Raw genomic sequence first — 13,918 nt, forward strand, 5'->3', positions numbered from 1 at the left:
TGTCCTCTCTGAGGGCACATGTTATCTAGGGGTTACCTAAACCCGTCGGCGACTGTCGATAAAGCCTTGGGCCAGGCCCACCATTAAGCCGCCGACATGGGCGCCGTTGGCAATAGATAAGCCGAACATATCGGTAAAGCCAAACACCAGCCAGACCAACATGAAGCCTATGTAGGCCGGGGGCAGGCCTATGCCTTTCTCAGGACGTCTGACTCCCATGATCCAGGTGTAGCCTACCACGGCGAAGACAACGCCCGAGAGGCCGCCGAAGTTGGGGCCGCCAATTGCATATTGCAGCAGGTTCGGCAGGGTGCCGGCGATCAGCAGTAAGGTTAAAAGTGGAGTCACCCCTAGCTTGTTTTCTATCTTACCGCCTAGATACCACCACCAGAGCAGGTTGAAGATGATGTGCATGGCGGAGAAGTGCATCAGGCTCGGGGTAAATACGCGCCAGATCTGGCTGCTGTCGCTGCCGGGTACGGCGCCGAAGAAGGAGAGTGCCTCGAAGATAGGATTGGCAAAGCCGAAGATGAAGCCGAGATAGATTAGCGTGCAGCTGAGCATGACGATAAGGGTCAGGGGCCCAGCCCCTGACAGGAACTGAGTCACCAGCTGCAGCCCAGGCGCGCCGTAGTCTAGTTTGGTGCCTGTGCTGCCGTTCTCCCAGGAGGCCTGAAGGTACTTGTCGTCATAGGGATTGCGCACGAAGTGCTCATACTCGCGGCGCGCCTTGGCGTAGTCTTGCTCTCGGGCGACATAGAGGGTCACCCCGTGTTCGGCATGTTGCAGCTGGCAATCTATGCCCTGGCCCTTGAGGTAATCGATCAGCGCCTGGGCGGCGCGTTCATTGGGGAGACGACCAAGTTCCAACATAGGCGTACCTCTGGAAATTAATGGGCTTCGCGCCAGGCCTGGAAGCCACCATCCAGGCTATAGACATCATCGAAACCCTGTTCATGCAGGTATTGCGCGGCATTTTGGCTGCTGATGCCGTGATAGCAGACCACGACTAAGGGGCTGTCCATGTCGGCCTCGGCAATGTAGCGTGCCAGGTTTTCGTTGTTGAGATTGGTCGAACCGGGGATCTGTCCCGCCTCGAAGCTGGCGCCGTCACGGATATCGACCACCTGTACCTCGGCATTGTCTTCCAGCATATGGATGAGTTGATTGACACTCAGGTGTTGAAAAGCAGACATAGTCAACCTGTAATGAAAAAGAGGGATAAGTTAAGTGTGCAACATGGGGCCGTGAGAGTACAGCCCCGGTTGCGAGTGGTGCGGGGGATTAATCCCAGCTGAGGATAACCTTGCCCGATTGGCCCGAACGCATGGCGTCGAAACCGGCTTGGAAATCATCAACATTGTAGTGATGTGTGATGATAGGCGAGATATCCAGACCCGATTGGATCAGGCTGGCCATCTTGTACCAGGTTTCGAACATCTCACGGCCGTAGATCCCCTTGATGATGAGTCCCTTGAAGATCACCTTGCTCCAGTCGATGGCCATGTCGCCGCCAGGAATCCCCAGCATGGCGATCTTGCCGCCGTGGTTCATGGTATCCAGCATGGAGTGGAAGGCAGCCGGTACGCCCGACATCTCGAGGCCGACATCGAAGCCTTCGGTCATGCCGAGATCTTGCATCACATCTTCCAGCTTCTCCTTAGCCACGTTAACGGCGCGGGTGGCGCCCATCTTCTTGGCCAGTTCGAGGCGGTATTCGTTCACATCTGTGATCACCACGTGGCGTGCGCCGACGTGGCGACAAACTGCGGCGGCCATGATGCCGATAGGACCAGCGCCCGTGATCAGCACATCTTCGCCCACGAGATCGAACGACAGCGCCGTGTGCACCGCATTACCGAATGGATCGAAGATAGAAGCCAGATCGTCAGAGATATCGTCAGGGATCTTGAAGGCGTTGAAGGCCGGGATCACCAGGTATTCGGCAAAGGCACCTTCACGGTTAACACCCACACCTGAGGTATTGCGGCACAGGTGAGTGCGGCCCGCGCGGCAGTTGCGGCAGTGGCCACAGGTGATATGACCTTCGCCAGAGACGCGATCGCCAATCTGGAAGCCACGGACTTCCTGACCAATCTCGACCACCTCGCCCACATATTCGTGACCGACCACCATAGGCACAGGAATGGTGTTTTGTGACCACTCGTCCCAGTTGTAGATATGCACGTCGGTACCGCAGATGGCAGTCTTGCGGATCTTGATCAGCAGATCGTTGTGGCCAACTTCAGGTTTTGGCGCTTCAACCATCCAGATGCCTTCTTCAGGCTTGAGTTTGCTTAAGGCTTTCATCGATAGACTCCTAGATAATTCCCATCTCTTTGGCGATGCGGGTGAAGGCATCGATGGCGCGATCTAGCTGCTCGCGGGTGTGGGCGGCCGACATCTGGGTACGAATACGGGCCTGGCCCTTAGGTACCACAGGGAAGGAGAAGCCGATCACATAGATATTCTCTTCCAACAGACGGTTAGCGAAGTCGCTGGCCAGCTTGGCATCGCCAATCATTACTGGGATGATGGCGTGGTCGGCGCCGCCCAGGGTAAAGCCTGCCGCAGTCATCTTCTCGCGGAAGTAACGGCTGTTTTCCCATACGGCTTCGCGCAGTGCCTGGCCAGACTTTAGCATTTCCAACACATGAATCGAGGCGGTGACGATAGAAGGGGCCAGCGAGTTAGAGAAGAGGTAAGGACGCGAGCGTTGACGTAGCCAGTCGACGACCTCTTTCTTCGCCGAGGTGAATCCACCCGATGCGCCGCCCAGGGCCTTGCCCAGGGTGCCCGTGATGATGTCGACTCTGTCCATCACGTCGCAATACTCGTGGGTACCGCGGCCGTTTTGACCGATAAAGCCCACGGCGTGAGAGTCATCCACCATGACCAGGGCGCCATATTTATCGGCTAGATCGCAGACGCCTTTGAGGTTGGCGATCACGCCATCCATCGAGAACACACCGTCGGTGGCGATCAAGATATGACGGGCACCGGCTGCCTTTGCCGCCTGCAGTTGGGTCTCCAGATCGGCCATGTCGTTGTTGGCATAGCGGAAACGCTTGGCCTTACACAGACGTACACCGTCGATGATAGAGGCGTGGTTCAGGGCATCTGAGACGATGGCGTCTTCGGCGTCCAGCAGGGTCTCGAACAGACCGGCGTTCGCATCGAAGCAAGAAGAGTAAAGAATAGTGTCTTCCATGCCGAGGAATTCGCTCAGGCTGGCTTCGAGTTGTTTATGAATATCTTGGGTACCACAGATGAAGCGCACAGACGCCATGCCGAAGCCGTGATCGCTCAGGCCCTGCTGCGCCGCGGCGATCAGCTCGGGATGATTTGCCAGGCCAAGGTAGTTGTTGGCGCAGAAGTTCATCACTTCGTGGCCGTTGACTTCGATTTCAGTCTTCTGAGGAGAGGCAATAACGCGCTCGCTCTTGTATAAGCCTTCCGCTTTAACTTCAGCCAGCTGCTGATTGATTTGATCGTAGAATGAGGTCGTTGCCACCTGTAGTCTCCTTCTTTCTGTCTAGTTTTATTTTTGTATGCTTTGCCCGAGCCTGCTCACTTGGCAGATAAACTCGAGGAAAGGCGATAAGTTAGGAACCATCTTTAACGCATAAGTCAGGCTTGTCATAGCCAGGTATCGCCCCGTCGATGAATGATTAAGTCTAGTTCAGTTTCGACCATCTATTGTTGCCGACACGCCTGCCGGAAAAGGGGACGCCTGGGATATGGATCGCGCTAGGCTGGCCGAATTCTAACCTTAAACCCGGCCGGCGCCACATTTTTTTTTGCGCTATTAACTAAGTTAGTGCAAGTGCAACTTTCGCATAACAAAAAATAATGCGAAATGTCACAACTGGCCTATCACAAATGGCTTAGCGAGAGGCCAGATGATGAGGTGAGTGGCAGAATAGTGGTTTAGTCTTCTTCCTGTTCCGCCTTGGCCAGGGCCTGGTAGTGTTGCTCAAGCCTGATGAAGGTGGGTCTGGCGGATTCGCTGGCGTAGGCCTTGAAGATCATTAACACCCGCAGTAGTCCCTCGTAGAGGGAGGTCTTGGTGATCTGGGTGGCCTCCGAGTGGGTGAGCTGGTTGCTGATCCAGAAGCAGGCTACCATGCGGATGGTGTCGGCCAGCGGCGTGATCTCGGCATCGTCGATCACCAATACGCCATCCTGTTTTAGCTGGGTCAGGATGCTGGTTGCTCGCTTGAGTACCTGCTCATGGGTGACCGTATACTGCTTGTTGAGCACCTCGTCGCGGCTGAGGATGATCACCAGATTGGCGTACATGAAGCGGAACTGCCACAGGGTGTAGAAGAGGGCGTCGAAGTAGCCGATCAAGAGATCGACGTCGACCTTTTTTCCCTCATAGGGCTGAAAGCCTGTCTCCAGATGTTGTTCATAGAGGCTGAAGATGGAGCGGATGATGTCTTCTTTATTGCGAAAATGGTAGTAGAGGTTACCCGGGCTGATCCCCAGATGCGCGGCAATATGGTTGGTGGTGATGGCGCGCTCACCATGCTCGTTAAACAGTGCCAGGGCGGCGTGGACGATTTTATCGCGGGTCTTCATCTTGATCCTAAGTCAGGTCGGTTTATTACTCGTGGGCCGGCCTTGCCTGGCGCGCGAGTTATAGGGCTATATTCGAGTAAAGGCTCCAGTTGAAGTTATCAGCCAGCGGGTAAAAGTCAATCTATGGCTACTCAGACCAGTTAAGATTAACCCCCTGTTTTTCTGCCGATTTATAAATCAACGTGAGGCTTATTGCCAGCGTCTGTTTGCCGCCCGTCGGCCAGCGGCATATGTTACTATTAAGGTCTATGAGTAAATTGACCCTGTATAAGTGCCGTCCCCTATGAATCGTATCCTCTATTCTGCCTTGCTGTATCTGCTAAGCCCTCTGCTGATTCTCTATCTGGCGATTCGGGCGATCAAGAGCCCGGATTACCGTGGTCGCTGGGGCGAACGCTTCGGTCTGTCGAAACTGTCGCGGGCAGATCTGCTGATCCATTCAGTCTCCATGGGGGAAACCCTGGCGGCGATTCCGCTGATTAAACAGATACATGCGGACTACCCTGAGCTCAGTATTACCATCACCACCACGAGTCCGACAGGTTCGGCCGAGGTGATAAAGGCCTTTGGTGAAAGCGTACAGCACTGCTATCTGCCCTTCGATCTCCCCTTGTGTGTGGCGCGTTTCCTGAGTCAGCTACAGCCTAAGCAGATCATCATCATGGAGACGGAGCTGTGGCCGAACCTCATTCATCAGGCCAAACGCCGGGGTGTCAGGCTGATGCTGGCCAACGCCCGCCTGTCGGAGAAGTCCGCCAACCAGTATCGCGGCCGGCCCAAGCTGTCGCTGCCCATGCTGCGCTCACTGGATCTGATCGCCGCCCAGTCACCTCAGGCGGCGCAGCGTTTCATCGACCTGGGCGTCGAGGCCGAGCGGGTAAAGGTCACGGGAAGCCTCAAGTTCGACCTCACCATAGCGCCTGAATTGCTAGAGAAGGCAAAAGAGCTGCGTAAGACCTGGCAGCGGATGGAGACCCCTGTCTGGGTGGCGGGCAGCGTGCATCCTGGGGAGTTTGATATCATGCTCGCCGCGCACAAGAGCCTGTTGATGCGCTTCCCCCATGCCCTGCTGGTGTTGGTGCCCAGGCACCCAGAGCAGTTTGATGCGGCGGCCAGTCGGGTGAAGGCCGCAGGGCTAGTGCTGGCACGCCGAAGTAAACAAGATGCGGTGGATGACCAGACTCAGGTGCTGCTGGGCGACACCATGGGTGAGCTGCTCAGCTTCTATGGCGCGGCGGATCAGGCTTTTGTGGGCGGTACCCTGATCGAGAATGGTGGCCATAATCCACTGGAGCCGGCGGCCATCGGCCTGCCTGTCTATGTGGGGCTACATTACTGGGATTTTGCCGAGATCACTGGCTTACTCAAGGAGGCGGGATCCCTCGCCTTAGTGAAGGATGCCGATGAGTTGGCGCAGCAGTTGGTGCATAAGTTTGACGATAAGGCGGCCTATCTGGCCGCCAGAGAGGCCGGGCTTGAGGTGGTCGAGGCCAATAAGGGGGCACTGACGGCCCAGTTCGACTTGGCCAGAGATCTGATTAACGGCTAGGCCTGGGCGTAACCCGCTAACAGCTGCTGCCAGTTTTCCTGGTTAAAGTGCAGTTCGGGTGTCTTGCCCTTCTCCTTGTTGAAGGAGCGGAGCAGGCGATCCAGGTTGGCCTGTTGCCATTTGCTGTCAGGCTGTTTTAACGCGCCGCGGTCGAAATCGATCAGGGTAAAGGTTTCTCCGGCCAGCAGTATGTTCTTGGCATTGAGATCGGCGTGGTAGACGCCGCGGCGATGGAACTTGGCGATACAGGCACCGAGCGCCTGCCATTTTTCATCCGACATAGGCCCCTGGCTTAGCTCGGCCACCAGATCGCGAGCGCCCGGGATCCGCTTGATGATGATATCGCCGCGATAATAGGGGCCGCTGCGCTGGATCTGCGCCGCCACAGGTTCAGGCACCGCAAATCCTTCCTTAAACAGCTGCTCCAACAGGTTGAATTCGGCGATCGCCCGGCAACGCTTAAGCCCGGTATAGAAATAGGCATCGCGGCTGAACTTCTCCATCATGCCGCCACGATAATAGTGTCTGAGTACCCACTCCTCCTCGGGCGCCTGACTCAGAGGCGCTGGATTGACAAACCAGGTGGTGTAGCGGCCCTTTGAAGAGCCTGTGATGGCACCTAGATCCTGCCAGTAATCGAAGGTAAACCAATCTGGGGTGATCGCCTTGAGCGAAGCTTGGCTAAAGACGATGCAACCGGCATCGGTGGGTTTTATTTGCATAGATTCACTGGCTCAACAGGCTTAAATGGTCGCTAGTGGGAATTGTACCCGATATTGACGCCCTGTCAGCCCTCTTTCGCCAGTTGTTGCAGCACCTGGATGAGATTATCCTGCCAGCGTTTGGCGGGCAAAATAGCCTGGGACTGACTGGTATCCAGGGCGCTGTAGTGCGGGCGAGGCGCCGCCGCACCGTATTCCTGGGTGCTAATGGGGCTGATGCTTGCTGGCTTATCGAGAAGCCCCAATGCATAGGCGCTATCTGATATCTGCCGTGCAAACTCATACCAGCTGGTGACGCCGAGATCGCTCCAGTGGTAGATGGGGTCTGGCTTTGTCACTTGAATGAGTTGCCAGATAAACTGCCCCAGTGCCATGGCCGAAGTTGGCGTGCCCCATTGATCGTCGACAACCTTAAGCGGTTTACCCTGGCGCATCAGGGTCAGCATGGTCTTGACAAAGTTTTGGCCGAAGGGGGAGTAGAGCCACGAGGTGCGCACTATGCAGGCATGGCCCTGGCCATATTCCAGCGCAGCCTGCTCGCCGCGCCACTTTGACTCGCCATAGCGACTGAGCGGGTTAGGCGCATCCGTTGGGCGATAGGGCTGGCACTGTTGTTTATCGAGCTCTCCCTTAAAAGCCTCATCAAAAACCCCATCGAAGACCCCATCAAAGACCCTATCAAAGACCCCATCAAAGACCCCATCAAAGACCCCATCAAAGACATAGTCACTGGAAAGGTGGATAAGCCGGATGCCACGTTTACCGCAGTGCTCGGCTAATGTCTTAACCGCCAGGTGGTTGAGGGCAAAGGCGGCCTGACAGCCTGTCTCGGCGGCATCGACCTGGGTATAGCCACTGGCGTTGATAACCAGTCCATAGCCTTGCTGGTCTAATACCCGCTCGATCGCCTGGCTGTCGCGGATATCCAGCGCCTCACGGCCTAGATAGGCCACCTGGTAACATTCTGGCTGAGTCGCCTTGAGCGCCTGTGAAACCTGCCCATGGCGACCGATCACTAATATCGGTTTCATTATTTGTTTCACTATCGGTTTCATCGCGCTTGGCCCATTACGACTTGCTCATCATGACTGGTCCGCGACCTGATGGCACCAATCCAGGTGCGTCAGATACCAGTCCACCGTCTTCTCCAGGCCGCTGGCGAAGCTTTCGCTAGGCTGCCAGCCTAAGGTGAGGCTCAGCTTGCTGGCGTCAATGGCGTAGCGGGTGTCGTGCCCGGGCCTGTCTTTGACGAAGCGGATGAGTTGCCTGAAGTCGCTGATGCCGCTGGGCTTCTCGGTGACCTTTTGATTTAACAGATCGCAGATGAGGCTGACGACTTCGAGATTCGTCATCTCATTCATGCCCCCTATGTTGTAGCTCTCGCCTAGCTCGCCCCGAGCGGCCACCTGGCACAGGGCTTGGGCGTGGTCGTCCACATAGAGCCAGTCGCGGATCTGCTTGCCGTCGCCATAGACGGGAATCGATTTTCCCTGCAGGGCGTTGAGCAGGGTTACGGGGATCAGCTTCTCCGGATACTGATAAGGGCCATAGTTGTTGGAGCAGTTCGACAGCACCACAGGTAGGCCGTAGGTACGATGCCAGGCCCTAACCAGATGATCCGCCGCGGCCTTGCTGGCGGAATAGGGTGAGCTGGGAGCGTAGGGGGATTGCTCGCTAAAGTATCCCGCCTCGTCTGAGCCTAAGTCGCCAAAGACCTCGTCGGTCGAGACATGGTGCAGGCGAAAGCGCGCCGCCATCTCTACCGGCAGCTTGCGGTAATAGTCTAGACATTGCTGCAGCAGTTCGAAGGTGCCGACAATATTGGTGTCGATGAAGGCTCTGGGCCCCTCGATAGAGCGGTCCACATGGGTCTCCGCCGCAAGGTGGATCACCAGATCTATCTGGTGTTGCCTTAGGGCTCTGCCCAGGGTATCGCCATCATTGATATCGGCTTGGATGAAATGGTAATTGGGATCTTGCGCGATGGATTCGAGCGACAACAGGTTGCCGGCATAGGTAAGCTTGTCATAGTTCACCACGCAGCAACCGCCTAGCGCGATGAGGTGGCGAATCAAGGCCGAGCCGATAAAGCCAGCGCCGCCGGTGATCAAGATATTGCGCCCGGCCAACGGGTGCTGCTGTTGACTATTCATAGTAATCGGCCTCGGCAAAGGTGCCCGCGGCCTTGTCCTTCGGCGACAGGATTGGCGACCGCGTGTTGAGTAGCGGCCAATCGATGGCTAAGGTGTCATCGTCCCAGCGGATGCTGTGTTCGTCATTCGGCGCATAATAGTCGGTGCACTTATAGAGGCAGTGGGCCTCGGGAGAGATGACATAGAAGCCGTGGGCGAACCCGGGCGGCACCCAGAGCTGGTGCTTGTTGTCTGCCGACAGGTGGTGCCCCGTCCATTGGCCGAAACTTGGGCTATTGAGGCGCAGATCGACACATACATCGAAGATCTCACCGTTGACCACACGGATCAGCTTGCCCTGAGGCTGTCTAAGCTGGTAGTGCAGCCCACGCAGTGTGCCTTGCAGTGAATGGCTCTGATTTTCCTGCACAAAGTCCAGATCCACCAGGTGCTCCTTAAACCACTGCTGACGAAATGTCTCGAAAAAACAGCCGCGCTCATCGCCGAACACCCGAGGCTCGAGCAGCTTAACGCCTGGAATGGAAGTATTGAGGATCTTCATCGTGTCATCCGACCGGTAAACAGGGAATTTCGTTCATTTTCGTTCCTATGGCGGCCTAATCATGGAACCTAGTGACATTCTACATTAAACTCGTTGCGGATCCTTACTCCCTTACTATTTCTCAGCGGCCCCAATATGAGCTTGAATTTGCAGACTGCCCACTCTTTGTGTCTCTTACGTTTATCTGCCATCGGTGACGTGTGTCATGCGGTGGCCATGGTGCAGGCGATTCAACGTCAGTATCCAGATCTTAAGATCACCTGGGTGATCGGCAAGGTGGAGTATCAGCTGCTCAAGCATCTGCCCGGCGTCGAGTTTGTGATCTTCGATAAGTCCCAGGGCTGGCGCAGTTATTTCAATCTGCGCCGCGCCCTCAAGGGGCGTCGCTTCGATCTGCTGCTGCATATGCAGGTGGCACTGAGGGCAACCATCGCCTCCTTGGCTATCTCGGCCAAGGTGCGTCTGGGTTTCGATCGCGCCCGCGCCAAGGAGGGGCAGTGGCTGGTGACCAATCATAGGGTGGAGCCCTTGGCAACGCCCCATGTGCTCGAGGGTTTCATGGGCTTTGCCAAGGCCGTGGGCGTCACGGATCTTAAGCCTAAGTGGGAGATTCCAGTGCCCGCCGCGGATACCGAGTTTGCCCGACAGCTGATCCCAGATGGAGACAAGACCTTAGTGATCTGCGCCGCCGCCAGTAAGGCCGAGCGCAACTGGCTGCCCGAGCGTTATGCCAAGGTGGCGGACCATGCGCTGGAAAAAGGCTATCGTGTGCTGCTCTGCGGTGGTCCGGTCCCTATGGAGCGTGAGCTGGCCGAGGCGATCCTTTCACATGGCGATCCCCGCATCGAAAACCAGGTGGGCAAGACCTCGCTGACCCAGCTTCTGGCGCTTCTGAAACAGGCGAGTATCGTCCTGGCACCAGATACCGGCCCGGCCCATATGGCGGTGACTCAGGGCACGCCTGTGATCGGCCTCTACGCCCACTCCAATCCTGGGCGCACCGGCCCCTACACCTGTTTAGACAGCGTGGTCAGCGTCTATGATCAGGCGATCGCTCAGCAACATGCGGGTGGGGTGCCTTGGGGAACCCGTGCCAAGGGAGAGCACCTGATGGAGATGATTCAGGTGGCGCCCGTGCTGGCGGAGTTTGATCGCCTGGCGCAAGCCAGCGCCGGTGACCAAGTTAGCGAGTCGCAGTCACACGCCAGCCATTAGCCAGGGGTTGGCGATTAATGGTAGACTTCAGGTTTGATTGGCTCATCTGGCCCCCGTCGGCCGAGTCATGCAATGAGGGAAGATGGGGTTTTCCCATTCATTTTTAGGGATATCGTCAATGTCAGTGGCGCCAAAATTTCTGTTTGTACCTGTCTCCTGTGAAGAGGGCATAGGTGAATATATGCGTTCCACCATAGTGGCCGACGAGATCATGCAGCGTTGGCCGCAGGCGCAGGTTGAATTCGTGCTCAATAGCCGCGCGCCCTATGCCAAACATTGTCCCTATCCGACCCATCTGGTCAACGACACCCCCACCAAGCGTGTGAAAGAGGTGAATCAGCTGGTCTCAAGGCTCAAGCCTGACCTAGTGATCTTCGATGCCGCCGGCCGCAAGGCGCAGCTTAAACATGCCAACCGTAGCGGCGCCAAGGTAGTCTTCATCAGTCAACACAAACGCAAGCGTGCCCGCGGCATGAAACTCGAGAGGGCCCTGGTCACCGATAGCCATTGGGTGGTGCAACCCGAGTTTGTGATTGGCGATATCAGCCGTTTCGATCGCTTTAAGTTAAACCTGATTAACCGCGCCGAACCCATCTTTACTGGCTCTATCTTCGCGCGGCCAGATAGCGCCTTGCAGCACGCCTTGCAGCAAGCGCACGGCCTGGAACCGAAGGGTTATCTTCTCTATAGTGCCGGCTCTGGCGGACATTATATCGGCTCGACGCTGGCCGCCGAACGCTTTGCTCAGGTGGCGCAGGCCTGTTATCGAAAGACGGGGATCCCCAGCGTCATGGTGTTTGGCCCTAACTACCCCAAAGATCTACCTCAGCTAGAGGGCGTGGTGGCCATAGAGCGACTCTCCAGCCTTGAGTTTATCAATCTACTCGATGGCGCTGCGGGCGCCGTACTGAGTGGTGGCGACACCCTGTTGCAGGCAATCGCCCTCAAGGTGCCGACGCTGGCGGTGGCCGTCTCCAAGGATCAGCCCAAGCGGATCCAGCGCTGCGTGCAGCGAGGCCTGGCGCTGAGTTGTGATATCGAGCTCGATGCCATGTGCGCTCAGGTGCAGCGCCTGCTGGAACCCAAGACCGCCCAGCAGTTAACTGCCAATATGGATAGAGAGGCCGAGGCCAAGGGGCTGGATATCTGCATGGCGGAGATTGAACGACTCTTGGGGCTCACCTGTGAGCGCTAAACGCATCGGCTTGGCCATAGACAGCCTCGCCGGTGGCGGGGCCGAAAAGATAGTCCTTACCCTGGCGGCCGAGCTGAAACGCCTAGGGCATGAGCCGCACCTGCTGGTGCTTTCCCCACATTATGATTATGCCGTGCCAGCGGATATTCCCCTGCATGTCTGCTTCGATGAGCGCGACCGCCATATCATCGCCTGGTGGCGACTAGGCCGCTCGGCGGCCAGGGTGAAGCAGTGGATCGACGGACTCGAGCAGATCCATGGCAAGTTCGATCTGATTCTGTCTAATCTGGACAAGAGTAACCTATTACTGACCCGCGCAAACGTGTCGCCGCTCTATATCGTGGTGCATAACTCTATCGAAGAGGAGTTGAAGCGCGAGCGTAAACTCGGGCCTATCTCCTATCTCACCATGCTCAGAGCCAAGCGGGCACTGAACGGCCAGGCATTGATCACAGTGTCCAAGGGGATAGCACGCGAGATCAACCAAAGCGGTCGAATCGTGCCTCGCAGTGTGCGCACCATCTACAATCCCTTCGATGTCGAGGCGATAAGGGCAAAGGCCGATGAGGTGAACCCGGATATCCCTAAGGGAGAATTCCTTATCCACGTGGGTCGCGTCGCCCGCCAGAAACGTCATGACATACTGTTCCAGGCGCTTGCCAAGATGCATAAGCCCTTGCCACTTGTGCTACTTTGCAACAACCCCAAGAAGGCGATGAAGCTGGCTAAGAAGCATGGCGTGGCCGATCGCATCATCTGCCCCGGGTTTCAGGCCAACCCCTTTCCCTGGATCAAGGCGGCGCGCCTCTTAGTGCTGAGTTCCGATTATGAGGGCCTGCCGACCGTGCTAATTGAGTCTTTGATCTGTGGTACGCCCGTGGTCAGCACCCTCTGCCCCCATGGGCCGGATGAGATCATGACAAAAGAGCTTGCCGAATATCTGGTGCCGAGGCGGGATAGTGAGGCCTTGAGTCGTAAGCTAGATAAGGCCTTGGAGCATTATCCTAGCCTTGCCGACAGTGAGATCCTCACGCAGGTGGCAATCGATAAGATAGTCACCGACTATCTGAGCCTCTGCCACTCACCTTAAGAGCCGAGTTCGCTAATGCCCTGGGCGCAGCGAATCGGCCTCTGGGTAAGCGTGTGCTGAAACAAAAGATTGTTGCTGGCCAGCTGCTGGCGGCAGCTCTCCTTGTGATGTAGATGAAAGGCGACGGCATAAAACTTTACCCGCTTGCGCCATTTACCGTTGTGGTACATGCGCAGGGCAAACTCCTTATCTTCAGGGCCCCAGCCCTCGAATGCCTGATTAAAGCCGTTGATGGCCAGGGCATCTCGCCGCCAGAATCCCAGGTTACAACCGTGTATGCCCTCTATCGAGTCCGGCGCCCCCCAGCCGCTTTTCTCGCATAGCCAGCGACTGCGAAGCGCTTGCTCTCTGCCCCTGGCGATGCCTGGTGAGAAGAGGCAAGGACGCGCGGCGCCTGCCAAGATCCGCTGGCTTAGGGCCGGTCCCAGCTTCACTCGTTTGCCCGTCACCAGGCAATTGGGCTCGGCGACGGCAAGGTGATCGGCGATAAAGTCTGGGTGTAGCAAGAGATCGCCGTCGATCATTATGATGTAGTCGAAGCGGGCCAGCCCTATGGCGCGATTGCGGCTGGCTGACAGACGAAAGCCCCTGTCTTCATGCCAGCTGTGGATCAGCGGGACGGGAAAGCTGGCTTTGAGAGTGTCGATAAGCTCGCGTGTTGCCGGGCCTGAGCCATCGTCGGCGATGATCACCTCGTCGGGAAGCCGGCTTTGCCTCTGGAGGCTGGCGAGCACAGCATTTAGTGCTTGGGGCCAGTTATAGGTGGTGATGATGAGTGAGGTCTTCATGGCGCCTTAACGAGTGATAATCTTGGCTGAAATTTTACTCGTTAGAGGGGATAAGTTTTACCTTTTCAATCTATTAGCTGG

General features: G+C 56.6%; 14 protein-coding genes. 4 read left to right on the forward strand and 10 right to left on the reverse strand.

The window, feature by feature from the left end; genetic code table 11:
* Positions 1–36: 36 nt before the first annotated feature.
* The 5 genes from glpG to AYI87_RS08695 all read right to left on the reverse strand — a co-directional run bounded on the left by glpG (position 37) and on the right by AYI87_RS08695 (position 4,584).
* Complete coding sequence (gene glpG, locus AYI87_RS08675; protein ID WP_144201274.1) at positions 37–873, reverse strand: rhomboid family intramembrane serine protease GlpG; 837 nt, start codon at positions 871–873, stop codon at positions 37–39.
* Positions 874–890: 17 nt separating this feature from the next.
* On the reverse strand, positions 891–1,196 hold the full coding sequence (glpE, locus tag AYI87_RS08680; RefSeq protein WP_144201276.1) for a thiosulfate sulfurtransferase GlpE: 306 nt from the start codon (positions 1,194–1,196) through the stop codon (positions 891–893).
* 88 nt (positions 1,197–1,284) lie between these two features.
* Positions 1,285–2,310, reverse strand: coding sequence for an L-threonine 3-dehydrogenase (gene tdh / locus AYI87_RS08685; RefSeq protein WP_144201278.1), 1,026 nt, complete (start codon positions 2,308–2,310; stop codon positions 1,285–1,287).
* Positions 2,311–2,320: 10 nt separating this feature from the next.
* Positions 2,321–3,514, reverse strand: a complete 1,194-nt coding sequence (locus AYI87_RS08690) for a glycine C-acetyltransferase (protein WP_144201280.1) — start codon at positions 3,512–3,514, stop codon at positions 2,321–2,323.
* Between the two features lie 416 nt (positions 3,515–3,930).
* Positions 3,931–4,584 (reverse strand): TetR/AcrR family transcriptional regulator, encoded by a 654-nt coding sequence (locus AYI87_RS08695; RefSeq protein ID WP_011867502.1) that lies wholly within the window; start codon positions 4,582–4,584, stop codon positions 3,931–3,933.
* A 283-nt stretch (positions 4,585–4,867) separates the two neighbouring features.
* Between AYI87_RS08695 and waaA the strand changes: the two genes are divergently transcribed.
* A complete protein-coding gene (waaA, locus tag AYI87_RS08700; protein WP_144201282.1) occupies positions 4,868–6,133 on the forward strand; it encodes a lipid IV(A) 3-deoxy-D-manno-octulosonic acid transferase in 1,266 nt (421 codons plus the stop codon).
* Here the strand turns inward: waaA and AYI87_RS08705 are convergent.
* The 4 genes from AYI87_RS08705 to rfbC all read right to left on the reverse strand — a co-directional run bounded on the left by AYI87_RS08705 (position 6,130) and on the right by rfbC (position 9,549).
* A complete protein-coding gene (locus AYI87_RS08705) occupies positions 6,130–6,855 on the reverse strand; it encodes a 3-deoxy-D-manno-octulosonic acid kinase (protein WP_144201284.1) in 726 nt (241 codons plus the stop codon). The two genes, waaA and AYI87_RS08705, sit on opposite strands and share 4 nt — an antisense overlap.
* A gap of 65 nt (positions 6,856–6,920) precedes the next feature.
* Positions 6,921–7,910, reverse strand: coding sequence for an SDR family oxidoreductase (locus AYI87_RS08710; RefSeq protein ID WP_144201286.1), 990 nt, complete (start codon positions 7,908–7,910; stop codon positions 6,921–6,923).
* A 27-nt stretch (positions 7,911–7,937) separates the two neighbouring features.
* Positions 7,938–9,008, reverse strand: a complete 1,071-nt coding sequence (gene rfbB / locus AYI87_RS08715) for a dTDP-glucose 4,6-dehydratase (RefSeq protein ID WP_144201288.1) — start codon at positions 9,006–9,008, stop codon at positions 7,938–7,940.
* On the reverse strand, positions 9,001–9,549 hold the full coding sequence (gene rfbC, locus AYI87_RS08720) for a dTDP-4-dehydrorhamnose 3,5-epimerase (RefSeq protein ID WP_144201290.1): 549 nt from the start codon (positions 9,547–9,549) through the stop codon (positions 9,001–9,003). Before rfbC ends, rfbB begins: the two co-directional genes overlap by 8 nt.
* Before the next feature lie 135 nt (positions 9,550–9,684).
* Here rfbC and AYI87_RS08725 point away from each other — a divergent pair, with 135 nt between their 5' ends.
* The 3 genes from AYI87_RS08725 to AYI87_RS08735 all read left to right on the forward strand — a co-directional run bounded on the left by AYI87_RS08725 (position 9,685) and on the right by AYI87_RS08735 (position 13,049).
* Positions 9,685–10,764 (forward strand): glycosyltransferase family 9 protein, encoded by a 1,080-nt coding sequence (locus AYI87_RS08725; protein WP_144201292.1) that lies wholly within the window; start codon positions 9,685–9,687, stop codon positions 10,762–10,764.
* A gap of 118 nt (positions 10,765–10,882) precedes the next feature.
* Positions 10,883–11,959, forward strand: a complete 1,077-nt coding sequence (locus AYI87_RS08730; RefSeq protein ID WP_144201294.1) for a glycosyltransferase family 9 protein — start codon at positions 10,883–10,885, stop codon at positions 11,957–11,959.
* On the forward strand, positions 11,949–13,049 hold the full coding sequence (locus AYI87_RS08735) for a glycosyltransferase (RefSeq protein WP_144201296.1): 1,101 nt from the start codon (positions 11,949–11,951) through the stop codon (positions 13,047–13,049). The genes AYI87_RS08730 and AYI87_RS08735 overlap by 11 nt, the downstream gene beginning before the upstream one ends.
* Here the strand turns inward: AYI87_RS08735 and AYI87_RS08740 are convergent.
* Positions 13,046–13,837, reverse strand: coding sequence for a glycosyltransferase family 2 protein (locus AYI87_RS08740; protein WP_144201297.1), 792 nt, complete (start codon positions 13,835–13,837; stop codon positions 13,046–13,048). The genes AYI87_RS08735 and AYI87_RS08740 overlap by 4 nt on opposite strands.
* Between the last annotated feature and the right edge of the window lie 81 nt (positions 13,838–13,918).

It is taken from the genome of Shewanella sp. KCT (assembly GCF_007636505.1).
Classification (GTDB): Bacteria; Pseudomonadota; Gammaproteobacteria; order Enterobacterales; family Shewanellaceae; genus Shewanella; species Shewanella halotolerans.